The 19204-nt window shown below is 69.7% G+C and carries 6 protein-coding genes and 1 tRNA gene; 4 read left to right on the top strand and 3 right to left on the bottom strand.

From position 1 onward, the window contains the following. The first annotated feature begins 113 nt into the window (after nt 1-113). The gene (gene metH, locus AC2EWF_RS02825) at nt 114-2810 is read left to right on the top strand and encodes a methionine synthase (protein ID WP_483637833.1); all 2697 of its coding nucleotides are present in this window, start codon (nt 114-116) and stop codon (nt 2808-2810) included. A 67-nt stretch (nt 2811-2877) separates the two neighbouring features. On the opposite strand, the gene AC2EWF_RS02820 is transcribed toward metH, so the two are convergent. Then, nucleotides 2878-3210 (bottom strand): lipid-A-disaccharide synthase N-terminal domain-containing protein, encoded by a 333-nt coding sequence (locus AC2EWF_RS02820; RefSeq protein WP_483637832.1) that lies wholly within the window; start codon nt 3208-3210, stop codon nt 2878-2880. Nucleotides 3211-3308: 98 nt separating this feature from the next. Between AC2EWF_RS02820 and AC2EWF_RS02815 the strand changes: the two genes are divergently transcribed. The 3 genes from AC2EWF_RS02815 (at nt 3309) to tssA (ending at nt 8198) form a co-directional block, all read left to right on the top strand. Beyond that, a tRNA-Val gene (locus AC2EWF_RS02815) sits at nt 3309-3383 on the top strand. Nucleotides 3384-3637: 254 nt separating this feature from the next. Then, complete coding sequence (locus AC2EWF_RS02810) at nt 3638-7033, top strand: autotransporter outer membrane beta-barrel domain-containing protein (protein ID WP_483637831.1); 3396 nt, start codon at nt 3638-3640, stop codon at nt 7031-7033. A 127-nt stretch (nt 7034-7160) separates the two neighbouring features. Next, nucleotides 7161-8198: a type VI secretion system protein TssA gene (tssA, locus tag AC2EWF_RS02805; protein WP_483637830.1), complete on the top strand. Its 1038-nt coding sequence runs from the start codon at nt 7161-7163 to the stop codon at nt 8196-8198. Between the two features lie 12 nt (nt 8199-8210). Here the strand turns inward: tssA and AC2EWF_RS02800 are convergent, their stop codons facing one another. Next, nucleotides 8211-9341 (bottom strand): hypothetical protein, encoded by a 1131-nt coding sequence (locus tag AC2EWF_RS02800; RefSeq protein WP_483637829.1) that lies wholly within the window; start codon nt 9339-9341, stop codon nt 8211-8213. Next, nucleotides 9334-19200 (bottom strand): filamentous hemagglutinin N-terminal domain-containing protein, encoded by a 9867-nt coding sequence (locus AC2EWF_RS02795; RefSeq protein ID WP_483637828.1) that lies wholly within the window; start codon nt 19198-19200, stop codon nt 9334-9336. The genes AC2EWF_RS02800 and AC2EWF_RS02795 overlap by 8 nt, the downstream gene beginning before the upstream one ends. Between the last annotated feature and the right edge of the window lie 4 nt (nt 19201-19204).

The raw sequence follows: 19204 nt of genomic DNA, 5'->3' as shown, positions 1-19204 counted from the left end.
CCCCAGCACGCTTTGACCAACAACACGGCGATCAACCGCCACTCACCTCAATCCTCTCCCCCAGATGAAATTGGAGCCGGGGGAGAGGAGGCCAACGCAAGAAGCCCTTCCCCATGACCACCCGCCACACCCGTCTCTCCGGCCTCGAACCGCTGGTCATCACGCCCGACCTGCTGTTCGTCAATGTGGGCGAGCGCACCAACGTCACCGGCTCGGCGAAGTTCAAGAAACTGATCAAAGAAGACCGCTACGACGAAGCGGTGGAAGTCGCCCGCCAGCAGGTGGAGAACGGCGCGCAGATCCTCGACGTGAACATGGACGAGGGCCTGCTCGACGCCGAGGCGGCGATGGTGCGGTTCCTCAACCTGATCGCCGCCGAGCCCGACATCGCACGCATCCCGGTGATGGTCGACTCCTCGCGCTGGAGCGTGATCGAGGCCGGCCTGCGTTGCCTGCAGGGCAAGGGCGTGGTGAATTCCATCTCGCTGAAGGAAGGCGAGGAGGTGTTCCTTGAGCAGGCCAGGAAGATCCTTCGCTACGGCGCCGCCACCGTGGTGATGGCCTTCGACGAGCAGGGCCAGGCCGACACCGTGGCGCGCCGGCTGGAAATCTGCGAGCGCTCCTACCGGCTGCTCACCGAGAAGGTGGGCTTCCCGCCCGAAGACATCATCTTCGACTCCAACATCTTCCCGATCGCCACCGGCATCGAGGAACACGCTGACAACGCGGTGAACTTCATCGAGGCGGCGAAGGAGCTGAAGAAGCGCTTTCCGCTGTCGCACCTTTCCGGCGGCGTCTCCAATGTGTCGTTCTCCTTCCGCGGCAACGACACCGTGCGCGAGGCGATCCACAGCGTGTTCCTGTACCACGCCATCAAGGCCGGCATGGACATGGGCATCGTCAACGCCGGCCAGCTGGCGATCTACGACGACCTAGAGCCGGAGCTGCGCGAGCGCGTGGAGGACGTGGTGCTGAACCGCCGTCCGGACGCCACCGAGCGGCTGATGGAAATCGCCGAGAAGCACAAGAAGGGCGCGCGTGAGCAGGAGAGCGGCAACGCGCTGGCCTGGCGCGAACTGCCGGTGCGCAAGCGGCTGGAACACGCACTGGTGCACGGTATCGACCAGTACGTGGTCGAGGACACCGAGGAAGTGCGCCAGACCGTCACGCGCACGCTGGACGTGATCGAAGGCCCGCTGATGGACGGCATGAACGTGGTCGGCGACCTGTTCGGTGCCGGCAAGATGTTTCTGCCGCAGGTGGTGAAATCCGCCCGCGTGATGAAGAAGGCGGTGGCCTACCTGCTGCCCTTCATGGAAGAGGAGAAGAAGCGCAGCGGCGACGCCAGCAAGTCCAACGGCAAGATCGTGATGGCCACGGTCAAGGGCGACGTGCACGACATCGGCAAGAACATCGTCGGCGTGGTGCTCGCCTGCAACAACTTCGAGGTGGTCGACCTCGGCGTGATGGTGCCGGCGCAGAAGATCCTCGACACCGCGATCGCCGAGAACGCGGACATGATCGGCGTCTCCGGCCTGATCACCCCGTCGCTGGAGGAGATGGCCCACGTCGCCAAGGAGATGAAGCGGCAGAACTTCAACATCCCGCTGCTGATCGGCGGCGCCACCACCTCGCGCGCGCACACCGCGATCAAGATCGAGCCGAACTACGGGACCGCCTGCGTCTGGGTGAAAGACGCCTCGCGCGCGGTGGGCGTGGCGCAGTCGCTGGTCTCGAAGGAGCTGGTGGACGGCTTCCTCGCCAAGGTGCGCGCCGAGTACGCCGAGATCCGCGAGCGCCACAAGCAGCGCGGTCCGGGCAAGAAGCTGGTGACCCTGGAACACGCACGCGGCCAGCGCTTCGGTTGCGACTGGGCAAACTACCAACCACCGCAGCCGCGCAAGCCGGGCCTCACCGTGTTCGACGACTACGACCTCGCCGAGCTGCGCCAGTACATCGACTGGACGCCGTTCTTCCAGGCCTGGGAACTGGCCGGCCACTACCCCGCCATCCTCACCGACGAGGTGGTGGGCGCGCAGGCCAGCGAGTTGTTCGCCGACGCGCAGAAGATGCTGGACAAGATCATTGCCGGGAAGTGGCTGAAGGCCCGCGCGGTGATCGGCTTCTGGCCCGCGGCGAACCTCGGCGATGACGTGGAGATCTACGCCGACGCCGCGCACACGCAGCCGCTCGCCACCTTGCACCACCTGCGCCAGCAGGCCGACAAGCCCGCCGAGCGCCCCGACTTCTGCCTCGCCGACTTCATCGCGCCGAAGGCCTTCGGCAGGCCCGATTGGATCGGCGGCTTCGCGGTGACCGCGGGCCTGGGCATCGAGGAGCACCTGGAACGTTTCCGCGCCGATCTCGACGACTACTCCTCGATCATCCTCAAGGCGCTGGCCGACCGCCTCGCCGAGGCCTTTGCGGAGCGCATGCACCAGCGCGTGCGCAGGGAGTTCTGGGGCTACGCGCCCGACGAGACACTCGGCAACGAGGCGCTGATCGCCGAGCAATACCAGGGCATCCGCCCCGCTCCCGGCTACCCCGCCTGCCCGGACCATACCGAGAAGACCATGCTGTTCAAGCTGCTGGACGCCACGGGGAACGCCGGTATCGAACTCACCGAAGGCTTCTCGATGTACCCCGCGGCGGCCGTCTCCGGCTGGTACTTCTCGCACCCGGGTAGCCAGTATTTCGTGGTCGGCCGGCTCAGCCGTGAGCAGGTCGAGGACTATGCAAAGCGCAAGGGCTGGACACTCGCGGAAGCCGAACGCTGGCTGGCCCCGAACCTCGATTACGACCCGGATTAGTCATCGCCGCCTGCGCGCGCGTGGTACACGGGCGCGCCACGCGGGACGGCCGGCGGCTGGCCGCCGCTCATGCCGCCACGTCGTCGCCCATGCTGTTCTTGCGATGCCGCAGGTGCACCACCAGGTTGTAGACCGACACGAACACCGGGAAGAAGTTGGAGATGATGCCCACCGAGTCGTTCTTGCCGAACACGAAGTACAGCAGCAGCAGCGCGCTGCCGCACACGGACAGCCACCAGAACGACAGCGGCATCACCACCCGCCGGTGCTTGCGCGTGTAGTACAGCTGCACGAACCAGCGGCTGGTGAACATCAGCGTGCCGGCAAAGCCCACCACCTTCCACGGCGTGAGTTCGAATTGCTGCAGGGCCTGCAGGACGTGGGCGAGATCGTGGGGCATGGTGCAAACCGGTGGGCGTGGGAGCCACGCATTCTACGCGAGCGCCCCGCCCCGGTTGACCTCGCCGCCGCCAGCCCGTATATTTGCGCGCTCCCGGCGGGCGGTTAGCTCAGCGGTAGAGCACTGCCTTCACACGGCAGGTGTCACAAGTTCGATCCTTGTACCGCCCACCACCGAATCGAAGACGAAGGGCCCGGCATCGCCGGGCCCTTCGTCTTTTCGAGTCCGGCGACAGGCGCCCCGAACCTTCGGCGCCTCCCACTGCCACCGCATGCGGCATGCGGACCGGCATTTCAATTTCCCGTCCTTCAAACGTCTGGTCCCGGATGGAGGAGAGTCCCGCCCGGGGGCCGGAGGGGGCGGACGGATACATCACACGAAATCCGGCATTGCCGTCGCTGCAAATTCAAAACGGGGAGAGAAATACGTGAGCAAGCTCAATCTGCGGCCGCTGCCGTTGGCACTGGCGTGCCTGCTGGCGCCGTTCCACCAGGCGTTCGCCACCGGCACCAGCACCAGCACCAGCATTCCGCTGGACCTGATCCAGGAAAACTACGGCGGCGGCCAGTACGGCTATCGCCTCGGCATCAACGTGGGCGTGAACGGCGCCACGCCGGTGGAATACCTGTTCGACACCGGCTCGGACTCTTTCAACATCGACGTGGGCGCAGGCAACAACGGCCACGCGCCGGCTTGGTTCCCGAACCAGCCGGGCGTGGCGCAGAGCGCGCCGTACGCCTATCTCTATGGCAACGGCACCTACGGCTACTGGCAGACATCCACCACCGTCGCCAGCCTGCAGTTCTACAACTCCACCACCGGCGCACAGGCCGCCAGCTACGCCACGGCGCAGGGACTGCCCGTGGCCACTGCCGTCGACTGGATGGTCACCCCGCAGAGCGCCGGCGGCGACACGCTGGGGCCGGCGGTCACCACCCAGGGCGGCGTCACGCTGTACCAGGACCTGACCTGGCAGCAGAACCTCAACCAGGGCAACCCGCCCGAGGAAGGGCTGTTCTACGGCACCTTCGGCGCCGGCGATTTCGGCCACGGCGTACCCGGCATGCTCACCGGGAGCGGCTACATCGTGGAGGCGAACGGCACCGGCAAGGCACCGGGCGCCTGCGCCCAGGCCTGCCTGATCATGGGCCTGACACCCGCGCTGCGCGCGCAGTTCCTCAGCGTGGTGCCATGGCTGCCCACTCAGGGCCAGACCAGCCAGTTCCCGCTGTCGGGCGCACCGTCGGCCTGGCAGTTCGACACCGCTTTCCTGTACACGCTCACCGACGGCAGGGGCCACAGCGTGAGCGCGCCGATGATGACGCTGTTCGACACCGGCACGCCGAACATCATGCTGATCGACAACGGCGACCTCGGCCTGGTCAGTACCGAGCAGGCTGCCGGCAACATCAATGCGAACGGCAACCTGGTTCCCGGCATCACCCTCACCGCCACCGGTCTTGCCGTCACCGCGAACGGCCTGGTCATCTCGGGCCTGCCGGCCTCGGTCGCCAGCGGCAGCGACAGCCAGGGCGACTACAGCAACGTGGTCACGCTGGGGGCCTACGGCGGCTTCCCCGACGCGGCGATCTACGGTCTATCGTTCTTCATGCACAACGCGGTGATGTATGACCTGGCGAACCAGTCCACTGCGTACACGCCGTTCTACGTCTCCACCGCGGACATCACCACCGGCTTCACCGTGACACCGGACATGGGTCCGCTGGGACTCGCCGGCACGATCTCGGGCAGCGGCCCGTTCCAGGTGGCAGCCGGCGGCATCGCCGATCTCTCCGGCACCAACACCTACACGGGCGCCACCCTCGTCGCCGACAACGCCTGGCTGGCGCTGGCCGGCCCGGGCAGCATCGCTGCCTCATCAGACGTGCACGTGGACGGCATCTTCGACATCTCGCGCACCTGGCAGACCACCACGGTGCAATCGCTTTCCGGCGCCGGTCTGGTGCAGCTGGGCGGCACCACGCTGGATCTCACCAACGCCAGCGGCAGCTTCAGCGGCCAGATCGCCGACGGCGGCATCGGCGGCGGCGGTGGTGGCCGCCTGATCGTGTCCAGCGGCAAGGAGACGCTCACCGGCAACAACACCTACACCGGAGCCACCGGCGTCAGCGCGCCCGCAACGCTGGACATCGAAGGTTCGCTGGCCAGCGGCGTGGTCAACCTGGGCATGCTGGTCGACAACGGCCGCATCGCGGGCAACGTCGCCAACGCCGGCCTGCTGATCGGCCACGGCAGCATCGGCGGCAGCCTGGCGACGACCGGCACGGTGGCGCCGGGCAACGGCCCGGGCCAGTACCTGACGCTGGGCGTGGGCGGCAACTTCACCCAAGCCGCGGGCTCGGCCTACCTCGTGCAGCTCGACCCGGTGCAGGCCGGCGTGTCCAGCCTGATCGGGGTAAGCGGGAGTGCCATCCTGGCGCCGGGTGCGCAGATCGGAATCGCTTCCGTCACCGGCAACGGGCTCTATCAGTTGGGCGCGCATTACACCGTGCTCGATGCAGGCCACGGGCTCAGCGGCAGCTACACACTGGCCGGTGCCGACATGCTGAGCGCGGTGCTGGGCATCGCCCCCGCCTACGATGCGCAGCACGTCTACCTCGACGTGGTGCAGACGCGCGCCCTCACCGACGCCGCGCAGACGCCCAACCAGCGCGCCACACTGGGCGCGGTGCAGGGCCTCTCCAGCGCCGTCGCCGGCCAGTCGAGCGGGGCCGGGATCCGTCCGCTGGCCTGGCGCGCCGTGGCGATGCCGGCGGCTGCCGGCGCTGCGCCTTCCTCTGCGCTCTACACCGTGCTCGCCAACCTGCCCACCGACGGCGCCTTGCGCGCGGCCACCGACCAGCTCTCCGGCGAGATCCACGCCACCACGCAGGGCGTGCTGCTGGAAGACAGCCGCCACCTGCGTGATGCCGTCACCGGCCGCCTGCGCCAGGCCGGTGAGGGCGGCAGCGGGCCGTCGGTGCAAGACGGCCAGGGCGGGCTCGCCTGGTGGGGCCAGTTCGTGGGGGCCTGGGGCCATCACGACAACGACGGCAATGCCGCCTCGACCCGGCACACCCGTGGCGGTTTCCTCGTCGGTGCCGACCACGCGCTAGGCGACGGCACCCGGCTTGGCGTCGCCGCCGGCTACACGCAGACCGCGGTGAACACGGCGGCGCGCGCCTCCTCGGTGTCCAGCCGCGATCTCGACCTCAGCGTCTACGCCGGCACCCAACTCGGCGGACTGGGCCTGCGTGCCGGTGCCGCCTACGGCTGGCATGCGCTGGACGGCACCCGCTTCGTCGCCGTGCCAGGCCTCGTCGGGCACGAGCTGAGCCATTACGACGCGGACACTGCCCAGCTGTTTGGCGAAGCCGGCTACCGCTTCGCGTTCCGGCATGCGTCACTGGAGCCCTTCGCCCAGCTCGCCCGCGTGCGCCTGCACACCGCCGGCTTCCAGGAACACGGCGGTACAACGGACCTGACTGGCATGGGTGAAACGCGCTCGGTCAGCTACAGCACGCTTGGCGCACGGGCGGCCAGCAACTTCGCGCTGCACGGTGACCAGGCGCTGAGCGTGCACGCCATGCTGGGCTGGCGTCGCGCCTACGGCAGCACGGTCACCGCCACGTCGATGACCTTCGCCGGTAGCCAGTCGTTCGTGGTGCAAGGCCTGCCGATCGCCCGCAACGCGCTGGCCGCCGACGCCGGCCTCACCGTGCAGCTGGCGAAGCACGCCTCGTTCGACCTGTCGTGGCAGGGTCAGCTCGCCCGCCATGCGGTGGACAGCGGCTTCCGCGGCAGTTTCGACTGGCGCTTCTGAGCCCGCAGCCGCAAGCGCACGTCCCTGGACGTGCGCTTGCGTTTTGCCGCATGAAACAGCGCCGGCGGCAAGCCGTGCGCAGCCGGCCTGATGTACCATCCGTGGCTTGGGCACAGGGGGAAAACCGATGGCGCGCCACGATCTGGAATCGCTGCTGACACCGCTTGCCGACGAGGCCCCGAGCGGCCCCGACCTGGAATACGACGCCGACTTCCAGACCCTGGAACGCACGGCCACGCCGAAAGCCGAGCGCGCGATCGGCGACAGCGTGAAGACCGCCGAGGAACCCGACTGGGACAAGGTCTCGTCGCTGGGCGAAGACCTGCTGGGCCGCAGCCGCGACCTGCGCGTGGCCGTGCACCTCACGGCCGCATGGACGCGCATGCACGGTCTCGCCGGCTGGTCCGACGGCCTGGCGTTGATCCGCGGCCTGCTGGAAAACCTCTGGGACAGCGTGCATCCGCAACTGGACGCCGAGGACGACAACGACCCCACCGCGCGCGTGAATGCGGTGATGCCGCTTGTCGACATGCAGGGCGTGCTCGGCTACTTCCGCGGCACGCCGTTCGTGCAGTCGCCGCGCCTCGGGCGCTACTCGCTGCGCGACCTGCGCATCGCCAACGGCACGCTGAAGATCCCGGCACCGGAAGACGGCTCCGCCCAGCCGAGCATGACGGACATCGAGGCCTGCTGCCTCGACTGCCCCGAACAGCAGCTGGCCGATGCCGCGAACGCCACGGCGTCGGCGATGGAGCATGCCCGCGCCATCGATGCGATCTTCACCGACCGCATCGGCACGGCAGGACCGGATCTCAAGCCGCTGCTCGGCGAGATCTACGAGCTCAAGAAATTCCTCGACGTCGAGGTCGCCAAGCGCATGCCTGCGGCCGATGCGGAGGTCCCGGCCGGCGAGGAAGGCACCGCGTCGGGCGCCGCACCGGCCAATGCGGCCAGTGGCCGCATCGAAACGCCGCAGGACGTGATCCGCCGGCTCGACGATATCTGCGAGTACTACGCGCGGCGCGAGCCCTCCAGCCCGATCCCGCACCTGCTGCGGCGCGCGCAGCGGCTGGTCGGCATGGACTTCGTCGACCTGATGAAGGAACTGGCGCCCGGCGGCCTGTCGGAATTCCAGGTCATCTCCGGTTCCAGCGGCGAGGAGTGAGCCGCGGCGGCTTCAGCCGCTGCCCCGGCAGAGGTTCGCCGCGGCGCGCGCGAACAGGCTGTGGATGGCCGGGTTCCAGCTCAGCGTCAGTCCGCCCGGCAGACCGGCGGTGATGCCGGCATCGGCCGGCTGCGTGAGCGGCCCCACCGTGGCCTGGTCGCCATCGCCGAAATGCGCGGTGGCGCTGATCGTGTAGCTCTCGGGATTCGTGCAGGCCGCCGCATCGATCGCCTGCGACACGGTGGCGCCCTGCGTCGCGATGGCCGGCAGGCTGCCGTGTCCCAGGGTGAGCTGCCCCTGTCCGCGGCAGGTCGCGCTGAGCGTATAGTCGATGACCACGTGCAGCGGCGCCGCCACCTGCAGCGTCGCCACCGCCTCGGGCTGCTTCGTGCAGCCCACCAGGAAGGCCTTGCGCTGCGGCACCACGTGCAACACGTAACCGCCCGGCGCCAGGCCGGCCGTGCCGGCGAGCTTGAGCGCGATGCGCTGCGGCGTGATGCCGGTGATGACGGGTTGCGCGTCGACCGGCTTGCCCTGCGCATCGGTCAGGCTCACCTGGGGATTGGCGCACTGCGCATCCAGCAGGTTCGCGCCGAGTATGGCGAAGGCCAGCGGTTGCGGGGCGGGATGGATCACGAACAGCGGCTGCTGGTCCGTCGTCTCCACCGCGTCGATCACCGGCGGCGAAGGTTTGTCGGAGGCCGGCGCCGCGGCGAGCTGTCCGACGGCCAGCGCCAGCGCCGCCGCCAATGCCTTCGCGTCGCTGCCGCGGCAACCGGGCGAAGCCTTCAGCCAGGCCTGGGTACGTTGCGCGGCGGCATCCGCACGCAGCGCGGCGCCCTTGGTCTTGTCGCCGAGGATCTCGATGGGCTGCGCCGTCGCGCCGCCCAGCCGCTGGCGCAGGGCATCGCCGATCTGCCCTAGCCGTCGCCCGGCTTCGGCCAGGGCGGGATCCGGCTGCTGCGTCGCGCGCTGCGCCAGTGCCTGCCGCGCGACATCGAGCTGCGCGAGCACGTAGTCGCCGGTGGGGCGCGCCGCATCCTGCGCCAGCGCTCCCCGGCCGCCACCCGCCAGCAGCAGGCCGAAACCCGCCAGCGCCGGCAACAGGCGCGGACGACGCCACCTCCGCCGCGGCTCAGTCATTGTCGGGGCAATCGGCCGATGCGGGCTGGCCGGGCTGGCAGGCCTGCTGGTCGGCCGGCAGCAGGATGCCGGACGGCACGATGCCGAACGAGCGGTAGTTGGCGTTGATCACGCTGGGGTCGATGTAGGCATCGCCATGGTTGCCGTTCTGTGCGCGGCTGGTCAGCGCAGAGGTAGGCACGTTGACGCTGGGCGCGCCGACCACCGGCAGCAGGTTGCCCTGCGCGTCCACCGCGTAGAAGTAGGCCGGCGGCGTGCCGACCATGGCCACCGTCTGGTCGCTCACGCCGGTGACGTAGATCGGCGCGGCGACGGTGCCGATGCGGCCGGTCGAGGACCAGGTGCCGGTGCCGTCGTACGTCCAGTTGGTGCCCTGCTGCAGCAGGTCGCCGCCGCTCACCCCCAGGTACAGCGGCGATGTGCCGGCATTCACCGTGTACGCGCTGCCGCCCACCGAAGCCAGCGTCAGCGTCTGCGCGTCGGTGAAGCTGAAACCGGCCGGCGAGGAGAAGCCGCCCAGCGTGCCGACGTGATTGCCCATGAACTGTGTGGCCGAGCCCAGCGTGGTCGGGCCGGCCGCGCTGCCGGTCAGCGTGGCGGCGGTGATGCTGCCGCCTGTTCCGCCGTCGATGGCGCCCGCGGATTGCAGCGTGACGAGCTGGGCGGACAAGGCGCCGGCGATCGCCACGCCGCCGCTGGTGGTCTGCAGCGTGATGCCACTGCCGCCGTTGACGCTGCCGGCGACGGTCAGCGCCTGGCCATTGAGCAGGGTGAAACCGTTCGCCGTGAAATTGCCCAGCGTGCCGATCATGTTCGCCGGGTCCAGCGTGGTGCTGCCGGTCGACTGGCCGGTCAGGATGCCCGCGGTGACCGCGCCGTTGCCGCCTTCGCTGATGGCGCCGCCCGAGAGCAGCGTGGTCGTGCCGCCGCCGCTGTTCACGCCGGCGTTGATCGCCAGGCCGCTGCCGCCGTTGAGGGCGACGGCGCTGCCGGCGACGTTGCCGTTGACCGTCAGCGCGCCTGCCGTGGTGGTGATGCGGGTGGCGCCGTTGCCGCTGTTCACCGCGCCCGCCACGGTCAGCGCCTGCGCGTTGTCCAGGCTGAATCCGTTCGCGCTGAAGCCGCCTAGGCTGCCGACCCTGTTGCCACCGTCCAGCGCGGCCGCGCCTGCGGCGTTGCCGATCAGCGTGCCCGCGGTGACGACGCCGTTGCCGCCCTCGCCGATCGCGCCGCCCGAGGCCAGCGTGGTGGTGCCGCTGCCGCTGTTCACGCCGCCGTTGATCGTGAGGCCGCTGCTGCCATCGAGGTTCACCGCGCCGCCGGCGACGCTGCCGTTGACGGTGAGCGCGCCCGTCGTGGTGGCGAGGCTGGTCGCGCCGCTGCCGCCGTTGACCGTGCCGCCCACCGTCAGCGCCTGCGTGTTGCCCAGGCTGAACCCGTTCGCCGTGAAGTTGCCCAGGTTCGCGATCGCGTTGGCGCCCCCCAGCGTGGTCGCGCCGCCGGCGCTGCCGGTGAGCGTGCCGGCGGTGATGATGCCGCCGCTGCCTTCGCTGATCGCACCGCCGGAACTCAGCGCGGTGCTGCCGGCGCCGCTGTCCACGCTGCCGTTGATGCCGAGGCCGCCCTGCCCGCCCAGTGCAACCGAGCCGCCGGCAACGCGGCCGTACACGGTGAGCGTGCCTGCGGTGGTGGCGATGCCGGTGGCACCGCTGCCACCGTTCACCGTGCCGGCCACCGTCAGTGCCTGCGCATTCGCCAGGCTGAAGCCGTTCGCGCCGAAGCTGCCCAGCGTGCCGATCTGGTTCGCCCCGTTCAGCGCGGTCGCGCCGGCGGAGCTGCCGGTCAGCGTGCCGGCCGCGATGATGCCGCTGCTACCTTCGCCAATGGCCCCGGCCGAAGTCAGCGTGGTGGTGCCGCTACCGCTGTTGACGCTGCCATCCACCGTCAGGTTGCCGCCGGTGGTGGCCAGCGTGACGCCAGCCGCGCCGCCGCCCACCGCGCCGGTCACCGTCAGCGCCTGCGCGTTGGTCAGGCTGAAACCGTTCGCGCTGAAGTTGCCCAGGTTCGCGATCGCGTTGGCTCCGCCCAGCGTGGTCGCGCCACTGGCGCTTCCGGCCAGTGTGCCGGCGGTGATCGTCCCGCCGCTGCCTTCGCCGATCGTGCCGCCGGAAGTCAGCGTGGTGGTACCGCCGCCGCTGTTCACCCCGGCGTTGATCGCCAGTCCGCTGGCGCCAGCCAGCGTCACCGCGTTGCCGCTGACGGTGCTGCCCACGGTCAGCGCCCCTGTCGTGGTGCGGATGGCCGCGGTGCCGGTGCCGCCGCTCACCACGCCGCCCACCGTCAGCGCCTGCGCGTTCGTCAGACTCAAGCCGTTCGTGCCGAATGCCCCCAGCGTGCCGATCAGGTTGGCGTTGCCCAGCGTCGTCGCACCTGCCGAGCTGCCGTTGAGCGTGCCGGCCTTGATCGTGCCGCCGGCTCCCTCGGTGATCGCGCCGGTGCCGGTCTGCGTCAGCGTCGTCGTGCCTGTGCCGCTGCTAACCGCCGCATCGATGGCCAGGTTGCCAGCCGCGCCGAGGCTCACCGCCGTGCCGGTGACGCTGTTGCCCACCGTCAACGCACCGGCCGAAGCTAGCGTGATGGCGCCCCCGCTCAGCGCGGTGTTGACGCTCAGCACATTGCCGCTGCCCGTCGTGCGCAGGCTGACGTTGCCGGTGCCGCCGGTCGTCGCGAGCGGCCCCGCCACGGTCAGCGCCTGCGAGTCCACAAGGGAGATGTCCTTGGCGCTGACGCTGCCCAGCGTGCCGACGAGGTTGGCGCCGCCCAGCGTGAGGTCGCCGGTCGCACTGCCGCTCAGCGTGCCCGCCTTGACCACGCCATTCGCGCCTTCGCCGATCGCGCCGGCCGAAACCAGCGCCGTCGCGCCGCCGATGTTGCCCAGCGTGCCATTGATCGTCAGGCCATTCCCTGCACCTGTCGTCGTCAGCGTGGTACCGGCCGTGCCGCCGTCCACCGCAGCACCCGCAGCCACCGTCAGCGCACGCGCATCCGTCAGGCTGAAGCCGTTCGCGCTCAAGTTGCCCAGGTTGGTGACCGCGTTGGCGCCGCCCAGCGTCGTGCTGCCCGTCGAGCTGCCCGCCAGCGTCGTCGCGTCGACCACGCCGCCGGCACCTTCACTGATGGCACCGGCCGAGACCAGCGTCGTCGCCGTGCCCTGCACCGTGCCGTTGACCGTCAGGCCACCCGACGTCGTCGTCAGCGTCGTGCTGCTGCCGCCGTTGACCGTGTCGCCTGCGGCCACCGCCAGTGCCTGCGCATTGGTCAGGCTGAAACCGTTCGCGGTGAAGTTGCCCAGGTTGGTGACCGCGTTGGCGCCGCCCAGCGTCGTACTGCCCGTCGAGCTGCCCGCCAGCGTCGTCGCATCGACCACGCCGCCGGCACCTTCACTGATGGCACCGGCCGAGACCAGCGTCGTCGCCGTGCCCTGCACCGTGCCGTTGACCGTCAGGCCACCCGACGTCGTCGTCAGCGTCGTGCTGCTGCCGCCGTTGACCGTGTCGCCTGCGGCCACCGCCAGCGCCTGCGCATTCGTCAGGCTGAAACCGCTCGCGGTGAAGTTGCCCAGGTTGGTGACTACGTTGGCGCCGCCCAGCGTCGTGCTGCCCGTCGAGCTGCCCGCCAGCGTCGTCGCATCGACCACGCCGCCGGCACCTTCACTGATGGCACTGGCCGAGACCAGCGTCGTCGCCATGCCCTGCACCGTGCCGTTGATCGTCAGGCCACCCGACGTCGTCGTCAGCGTCGTGCTGCTGCCGCCGTTGACCGTGTCGCCTGCGGCCACCGCCAGCGCCTGCGCATTGGTCAGGCTGAAGCCGTTCGCAATGAACGCGCCCAGATTGGTGACCGCGTTGAGGTCGCCCAGCGTGGTGCTGCCGCTTGAGTTGCCGGTCAGCGTGCCCGCCGTGAGTACGCCCGAAGTCTGGCTGATCGAGCCATTGCTGCTGTGGAGGCCGAGCGTCCCATTGGCGGCCGTCGTGACGTTGCTGCCCAGGCTCAGTCCGTTGCTGCCGGTGAGGTAGACGTTGGCGCCGCTCAGGTCGCTGCTGGTCGTCAGCGTGCTGCCGGAAGACAAGGTCAGGTCGCTGGTACCGGTGTCGATGGCCGCACCCGAGAGGGTGAGGTTGCCGCCTGCTATCAGGCTCAGCGCACCATTCGTGCCGTCGGTCAGCGAGGCGATCATCAGGTCGCCCGCTGCGGTGATCGCAATACCGGTGCCGCTGGCCGTGACGGTGCCGCCGAAAACGTTGTTGTTGGTCAGGCTAATCGACTGGCCCACTGCACTGAAGGTCGAGGGCCCCGACACCGCGAACACGCCCGTGCCTTGGGTGATGCCGCCTGTGGCGGTCGTCACCGAAAGGCCGCCGCTGCCGATGTTCAGGGCATTCGCGCTGAACGAGCCGCTGTTGGTGGCCAGGCCAGCCAGTGCGCCGTTGCTGCCTCCCACTACGCCACCGAACGATACGAGGCCGTTGGTGGCGTTCACCGTCAGCGCTTCCGGCGTACCGCTCGTCGCGTTGTCCACTGTCCCGGAGAAGCTCACGTCGCCGTTGTTGGCCGTCAGCGTGCTGGCGCCACCCAGCAGCACCGCGCTGCGGTAAGTCTGCGTGCCGCCCGTGTTCACGCCGCCGTTCAGCACGATGCCGCCGCCGGCGGTCAGGTCGAGGGTGCCGCCCAGCGTCAGCGGCGATGTCACGGCGATGGCCGCCGCGGTGTAGTCCAGCACCAGGTTGGTCGGCGCGACCGTGAGGGTCGGGAACAGCGCCGCGGCGTTGCTGTCGGCCAGGCTGAGCGTGCCGATGCTGCCGCCGCCGCTGGCGTTCACGGTGACCGTCTGGCCGCCGAAATTGTTCGGCGCGGCGACCGTGTTCAGCAGGATGCCGTGTTGGCCGCCGGTCACCGTGAAGCTGGAGGTGCCCGTCACGCCCAGCGCGCCCGTTTCGGTGATGTCGCCAGCGGCCGTGGCGACCAGCGCGCCGCCCACCGTACCCTGCCCGAGGTTCACGCCGCCGCCGAGGCTGATCGCGGTCAGCGCACCGGTGCCCAGCGAGCCCAGCGTCAGTGCGCCGCTGTTGGTGATCTGTGTGGTGCCGCCGGTGAGATCCACCGTGCCGTGGAACTGGTTGCCGGTATTGGTCAGCGTGATGGCGCTGGTGCCAGCCTTGAAGTTGGAGGCGCCGGCCACGCTGAACGCGCCACCCTGCATGATCGCGCCGCCGGTCGTGGTCACCAGCAAGCCGCTGGAGCCGACGTTCAGCGCATTTGCGCTGAACGTGCCGCTGGTCGTGGTGATACCCGCAAGTACGCTGCCGCCGCCCACCGTACCGCCGAAGGTAAGCGCGCCACCGGTGTTCACCGTGAGCTGGTGCGCACCGTCCAGCGTGGTGGCGAAGCCGATCGCGCCGCCGCCCGTGCTGGCCAGCGTCAGGTCACTGCCCAGCAGCACCGCATCGTTGTAGGTCTGCGCACCGGTCGTGTTGACGTTGCCGCCGAGCGTCGTGCTGCCGGCCGCGTCCGTCGTCAAGCTGCTCAGCGCCGCCGTGCCGCCCACTACGCCACCGAAGGTGGTGACGCCGCCGGTGTTCACCGCCAGATTGTGCGCGCCGTTCACCGTCGAGGCGAAGCCGACCGCACCGCTGCCCGTGCTCGCCAGCGTCGCGTCGGCGCCCAGCGTCACCGCGTCGTTGTAGGTCTGCGCACCGGTCGTGTTGACGTTGCCGCCCAGCGTCGTGCTGCCGGCGGCGTCCGTCGTCAGACTGGTCAACGCTGTCGTGCCACCCACCGCGCCGCCGAAGGTGGTGACGCCGCCGGTGTTCACCGCCAGGTTGTGCGCACCGTCCAGTGTCGAGGCGAAGTCGATCGCGCCATTGCCCGTGCTGGTCAGCGTCGCGTCGCCACCCAACGCCACCGCATCGTTGTAGGTCTGCGCGCCGGTCGTCCTGGTGTTGGCACCCAGCACAGTGCTGCCGGCGGCGTCCGTGGTCAGGCTGGTCAACGCTGTCGTGCCACCCACCGCGCCGCCGAAGGTGGTGACCCCGGCGGTGTTCACCATCAACGCGTGCGCACCGTCCACAGTCGAGGAGAAATCGACCGCGCCGTTGACGCCCGTCCCGCTGCTCGCCAGCACGACGTCGCTGCCGAGCGCCACCGCACCGCCATAGGCCTGCGTGCCGGCGGTGCTGATGTTGCCGTTCAACGAGGTGCCGCCGGAAACGCTCAGCGAGGCGAGATCCGCGGTGCTGTCGAAGACGCCATAGCCGGTGATCGTGAGGTTTTCGGCGGATTGGTTGAGCGCGCTGTGCAGCGTCACCGTGCTGCCCGCAAGCGTCGTGCTGGCACTCACGAAACTCAGCGCGCCGGTATAGCCCTGGGTGCCCGAAGTGCTGACGTTGTTCGCCAGGCTGATGCTGCCGGCATTCACGGTCAGCGAACCCAGCGGGGTGAGGCTGCCGACAAGCTGGCCGAAGCTGACGCTGCCGTTGCTGCTGGTGATCCCGAGGCTCGCGCTGCCGTCCATCAGTGAACCGAAGCTGATGGCGCCGTTGGCACCGGTTCCGTTGCTGACCAAGGTGGAGCTGCCGGTCAGCGTCACCGCGCCGGTATAGGACTGCACCCCGGCGGTGGTCACCGAGCCCTGCATGGAGGTGGTGCCGCCCACCGACAGGCTGGACAGCGTCGAACTGCCCTTCAGCACGGCGTTGCCGCCGCCGGCGCCGCCGACGATGCTCAATGCACTGCTGCCGCCGACGCCGGCGTTGAGGCTCACCGTGCTGCCGGACAGCGTCGTCGCTGCATTGTTCAGCGTCAACGAATCGTTGTAGGTCTGCGTACCCGTCGTGGTGACGTTGCCGCCCAGCGAGGTGCTGCCGGCCGCGTCCGTGGTCAGGCTGGCCAGCGCCGTCGTGCCGCCGACCGCGCCGCCGAACGTGGTGACGCCCCCGGTGTTCACCGTCAGCGCATACGCACCGTCCACCGTCGAGGCAAAGTCGATGGCGCCGTTGCCGGTGCTGGCAAGGGTCACGTTCGCCCCCAGCTCCACTGCGCCGTTGTAGGTCTGGCTCCCGCTGGTGGTGACGTCGGCCCCCAGGGCAAGCTTGCCCGCACCTGTCTGCGTGAGACTTCCGCTGCCGCTGACCGCATTGGCCAGGGTCAGGGTGGTGCCGCTGTCGTTCTGCAGCGTCCCGCCGTTTGTCCCCAGTGCGATCGCCCGGCTGGTGGTGAACGACGCCGTGTTCTCCAGCGTGCCGCCGTCGAGCGTGAGGCCACCGCTGCTCGCCCCCAGGTTGTTGTCCGCCGTGACCGCCAGCACGCCGGCGTTTACCGTCGTGCCGCCGCCGTAGGTGTTGGTGCCACTCAAGGTCAACGTGCCCGCGCCGGTCTTGGTCAGGCCGCCGGTCGCGCCGCTGATGACGCCCGATGCCGTGAGCGCGGCATCGGTCTGCAGCGTGCCGCCAGCCGCACCCAGCGCGATCGCGCGGCTGGTGCTGAACGCCGCCGTGTTCTCCAGTACGCCCCCGTTGAGCGCGATGCCGCCGCTGGCCGCGCCCAGATTGCCGTCAGCCGCGACCGCCAGCGTGCCAGCATCCACCGTCGTGCCGCCGCCGTAGCTGTTGGTACCGCTCAAGGTCAGCGTACCCGTGCCGGTCTTGGTCAGGCTGCCACTGGCGCCGCCGATGACGCCCGACGCCGTGAGCGCGGCGTCGGTCTGCAGCGTGCCGCCGCCCGCACCCAGCGCGATCGCGCGGCTGGTGCTGAACGCCGCCGTGTTCTCCAGCGTGCCGCCGTTGATCGTCACGCCGCCGGAGGTCGCGCCCAGTGCGCCGTCCGAGGCGACCGCCAATGTGCCGCCGTTGATCGTCGTGCCACCGGTGTACGTGTTCGCACCGGTCAGGTTTTCCGTGCCTGCCGTCAACACCAGGCTGCCGCCGGAGCCGCCGATGGCACCGCTGAACGTGTCCGAGGAACTGGCGTTGCTCAACGTCAACGCGTTGCCGCCCAGGTTCACTGTGCCGCTGCCCGCCAGGCTCGTGGCCGTCGCCCCGCTGCTGGTGCCCGAGATGTCGAACGTGCCGTTGTCGGTCAGGCTGCCGATCGACATGGCGCCGGTACCCGCAAGCGACAGGCTGCCACCGCTGCCGATGAGGGTGGTGCCGCCGGCAACGGCGTTTTCCTTGCTTGCCCCGGTGCCGTTCGTGGTCGCGGGATTCAGCGTCAGGCCAGCCGTTCCGCTGGCCGTCACCAGCGCATTGATATTGATGTTGTCGGCCGCGGTGAGCGTGAGCGTGTTGGCGCTCCAGCTCACGTTGTCGTCGACGTTTATGCTGCCGGTGCCGCCGGCGTTCTTCGTCCCCTGATACGACTGCAGCGTGACATTGCCGGCCGCCAGGTTGGTGCCCAGCGTGGCGCCGGTGATGTCTCCGCCGCTGGCGGCGATGGTGAAATCCTCCGGGTCGATCAGCCAGTCGCCGCTCTGCCCGCGCGGCGCCAGCGTGTTGACCAGGGTGCCGTCGGCGACGTGGACGTGTCCGCCCGAAGTCTCGACGCCGCCGCCGTTGCCACCCAGGGCGCCACCGCGGGCGCTGAAGTGTCCCGCGATGGTGCTGGCCTGGTTGCCCCAAACGGCGATGGAGCCGCCATTGCCTGCCCGCGTGGCGTCGGCGTTCAAGACCGACCCTGCGGCCACCGTGGTGTCGGCTGCTTGCATCAGGCCTTCGCCGCCGCCCGCACCGCCACCCACGCGGATGCTGCCGCCACCCAGCGTGCCGGAAGCATCCACGCTGCCGTCCACGCCCACGTCGTGGTCGGACAGCAGCTGCACGCTGCCACCGTGCACGCCACTGGCATCGATGCTGCCGCTGCTGGCGGTGTTGCCGCCGCTGGCGACCAGGCGCACCACGCCGCCGTCGGTGCTGATGCCGTGGGCGTCGATCACGCCGCTGTTGTTGACCAAGTTGGTGAACAGGTCCTTCGCGGCCGAGGCCTGCAGCACCACCGTGCCGCTGTCGCTCCGCAGGGCGCCCTTGTTCGCCACTGCGGTTTCGTCTGTGCTCAATCGCTGCTGCAGGGCGCCGGTGACCTGCACGCTGATGAGGCCGTCGCCGTCGAAATCCAGCACGGCCTTGTCGGCGCCGTCGAGGTTGATGCGGCCGTAGTTCGCCACGATCAGGCCGTCGTTCTCGACCTTGCCGGCGACCAGGCTCACCGAACCGCCGCTGGCCGCCTGGATGGTGCCGTGGTTGACGACGCCGGCGCTGCCGCCGTGCGCGTCGAGATTGAAGTGGTTCGAGAGGAAGTCGTTGGGCGTGAGGTCCAGCGTGCTCGCGACCAGGCCGCCCACGTTCAACTGCGCGCTGCTGCCGAAGATGATGCCGTGGGTGTTGATCAGGAACACCTGGCCGTTGGAGTTGATGTGGCCGAAGATCTGGCTGGGGTTCTGGTCGAGGATGCGGTTGAGCGCCACTGCGTTGAACGAGGGCTGGTTGAACAGCACCGTGGCGTCCTTGCCCAGGTTGAAGCTCTGCCAGTTCAGCGCCAGCAGCGCCGAGTTCTGGTTGATCACGGTATTCACGCCGTTCTGCGTGATCGAACCGGAACCGCCGACCACCACGCCGCCGATCGGCGTGCTGCCGGGCGCCACGCCGCCGGCCGCGGCCGCCAGTGCGCCGCCGCAGAACGACATCGAACCGAGTGCCACCGCCAGGCTGAGCGCCAGCCGCTGCTGCCGCAGCCGCGGCAGGGCCGTCGCCGTCGCCGACGCCGCCGACCGGCGGGACGTGCGCTGGGTGGTGCGGGAAGTCGTGTTCATGGTC

Source organism: Rhodanobacter sp. sgz306013, from assembly GCF_057031145.1.
The sequence above is the reverse complement of the archived record's forward strand: the minus strand, read 5'-3'. Positions and strand labels throughout refer to the sequence as shown.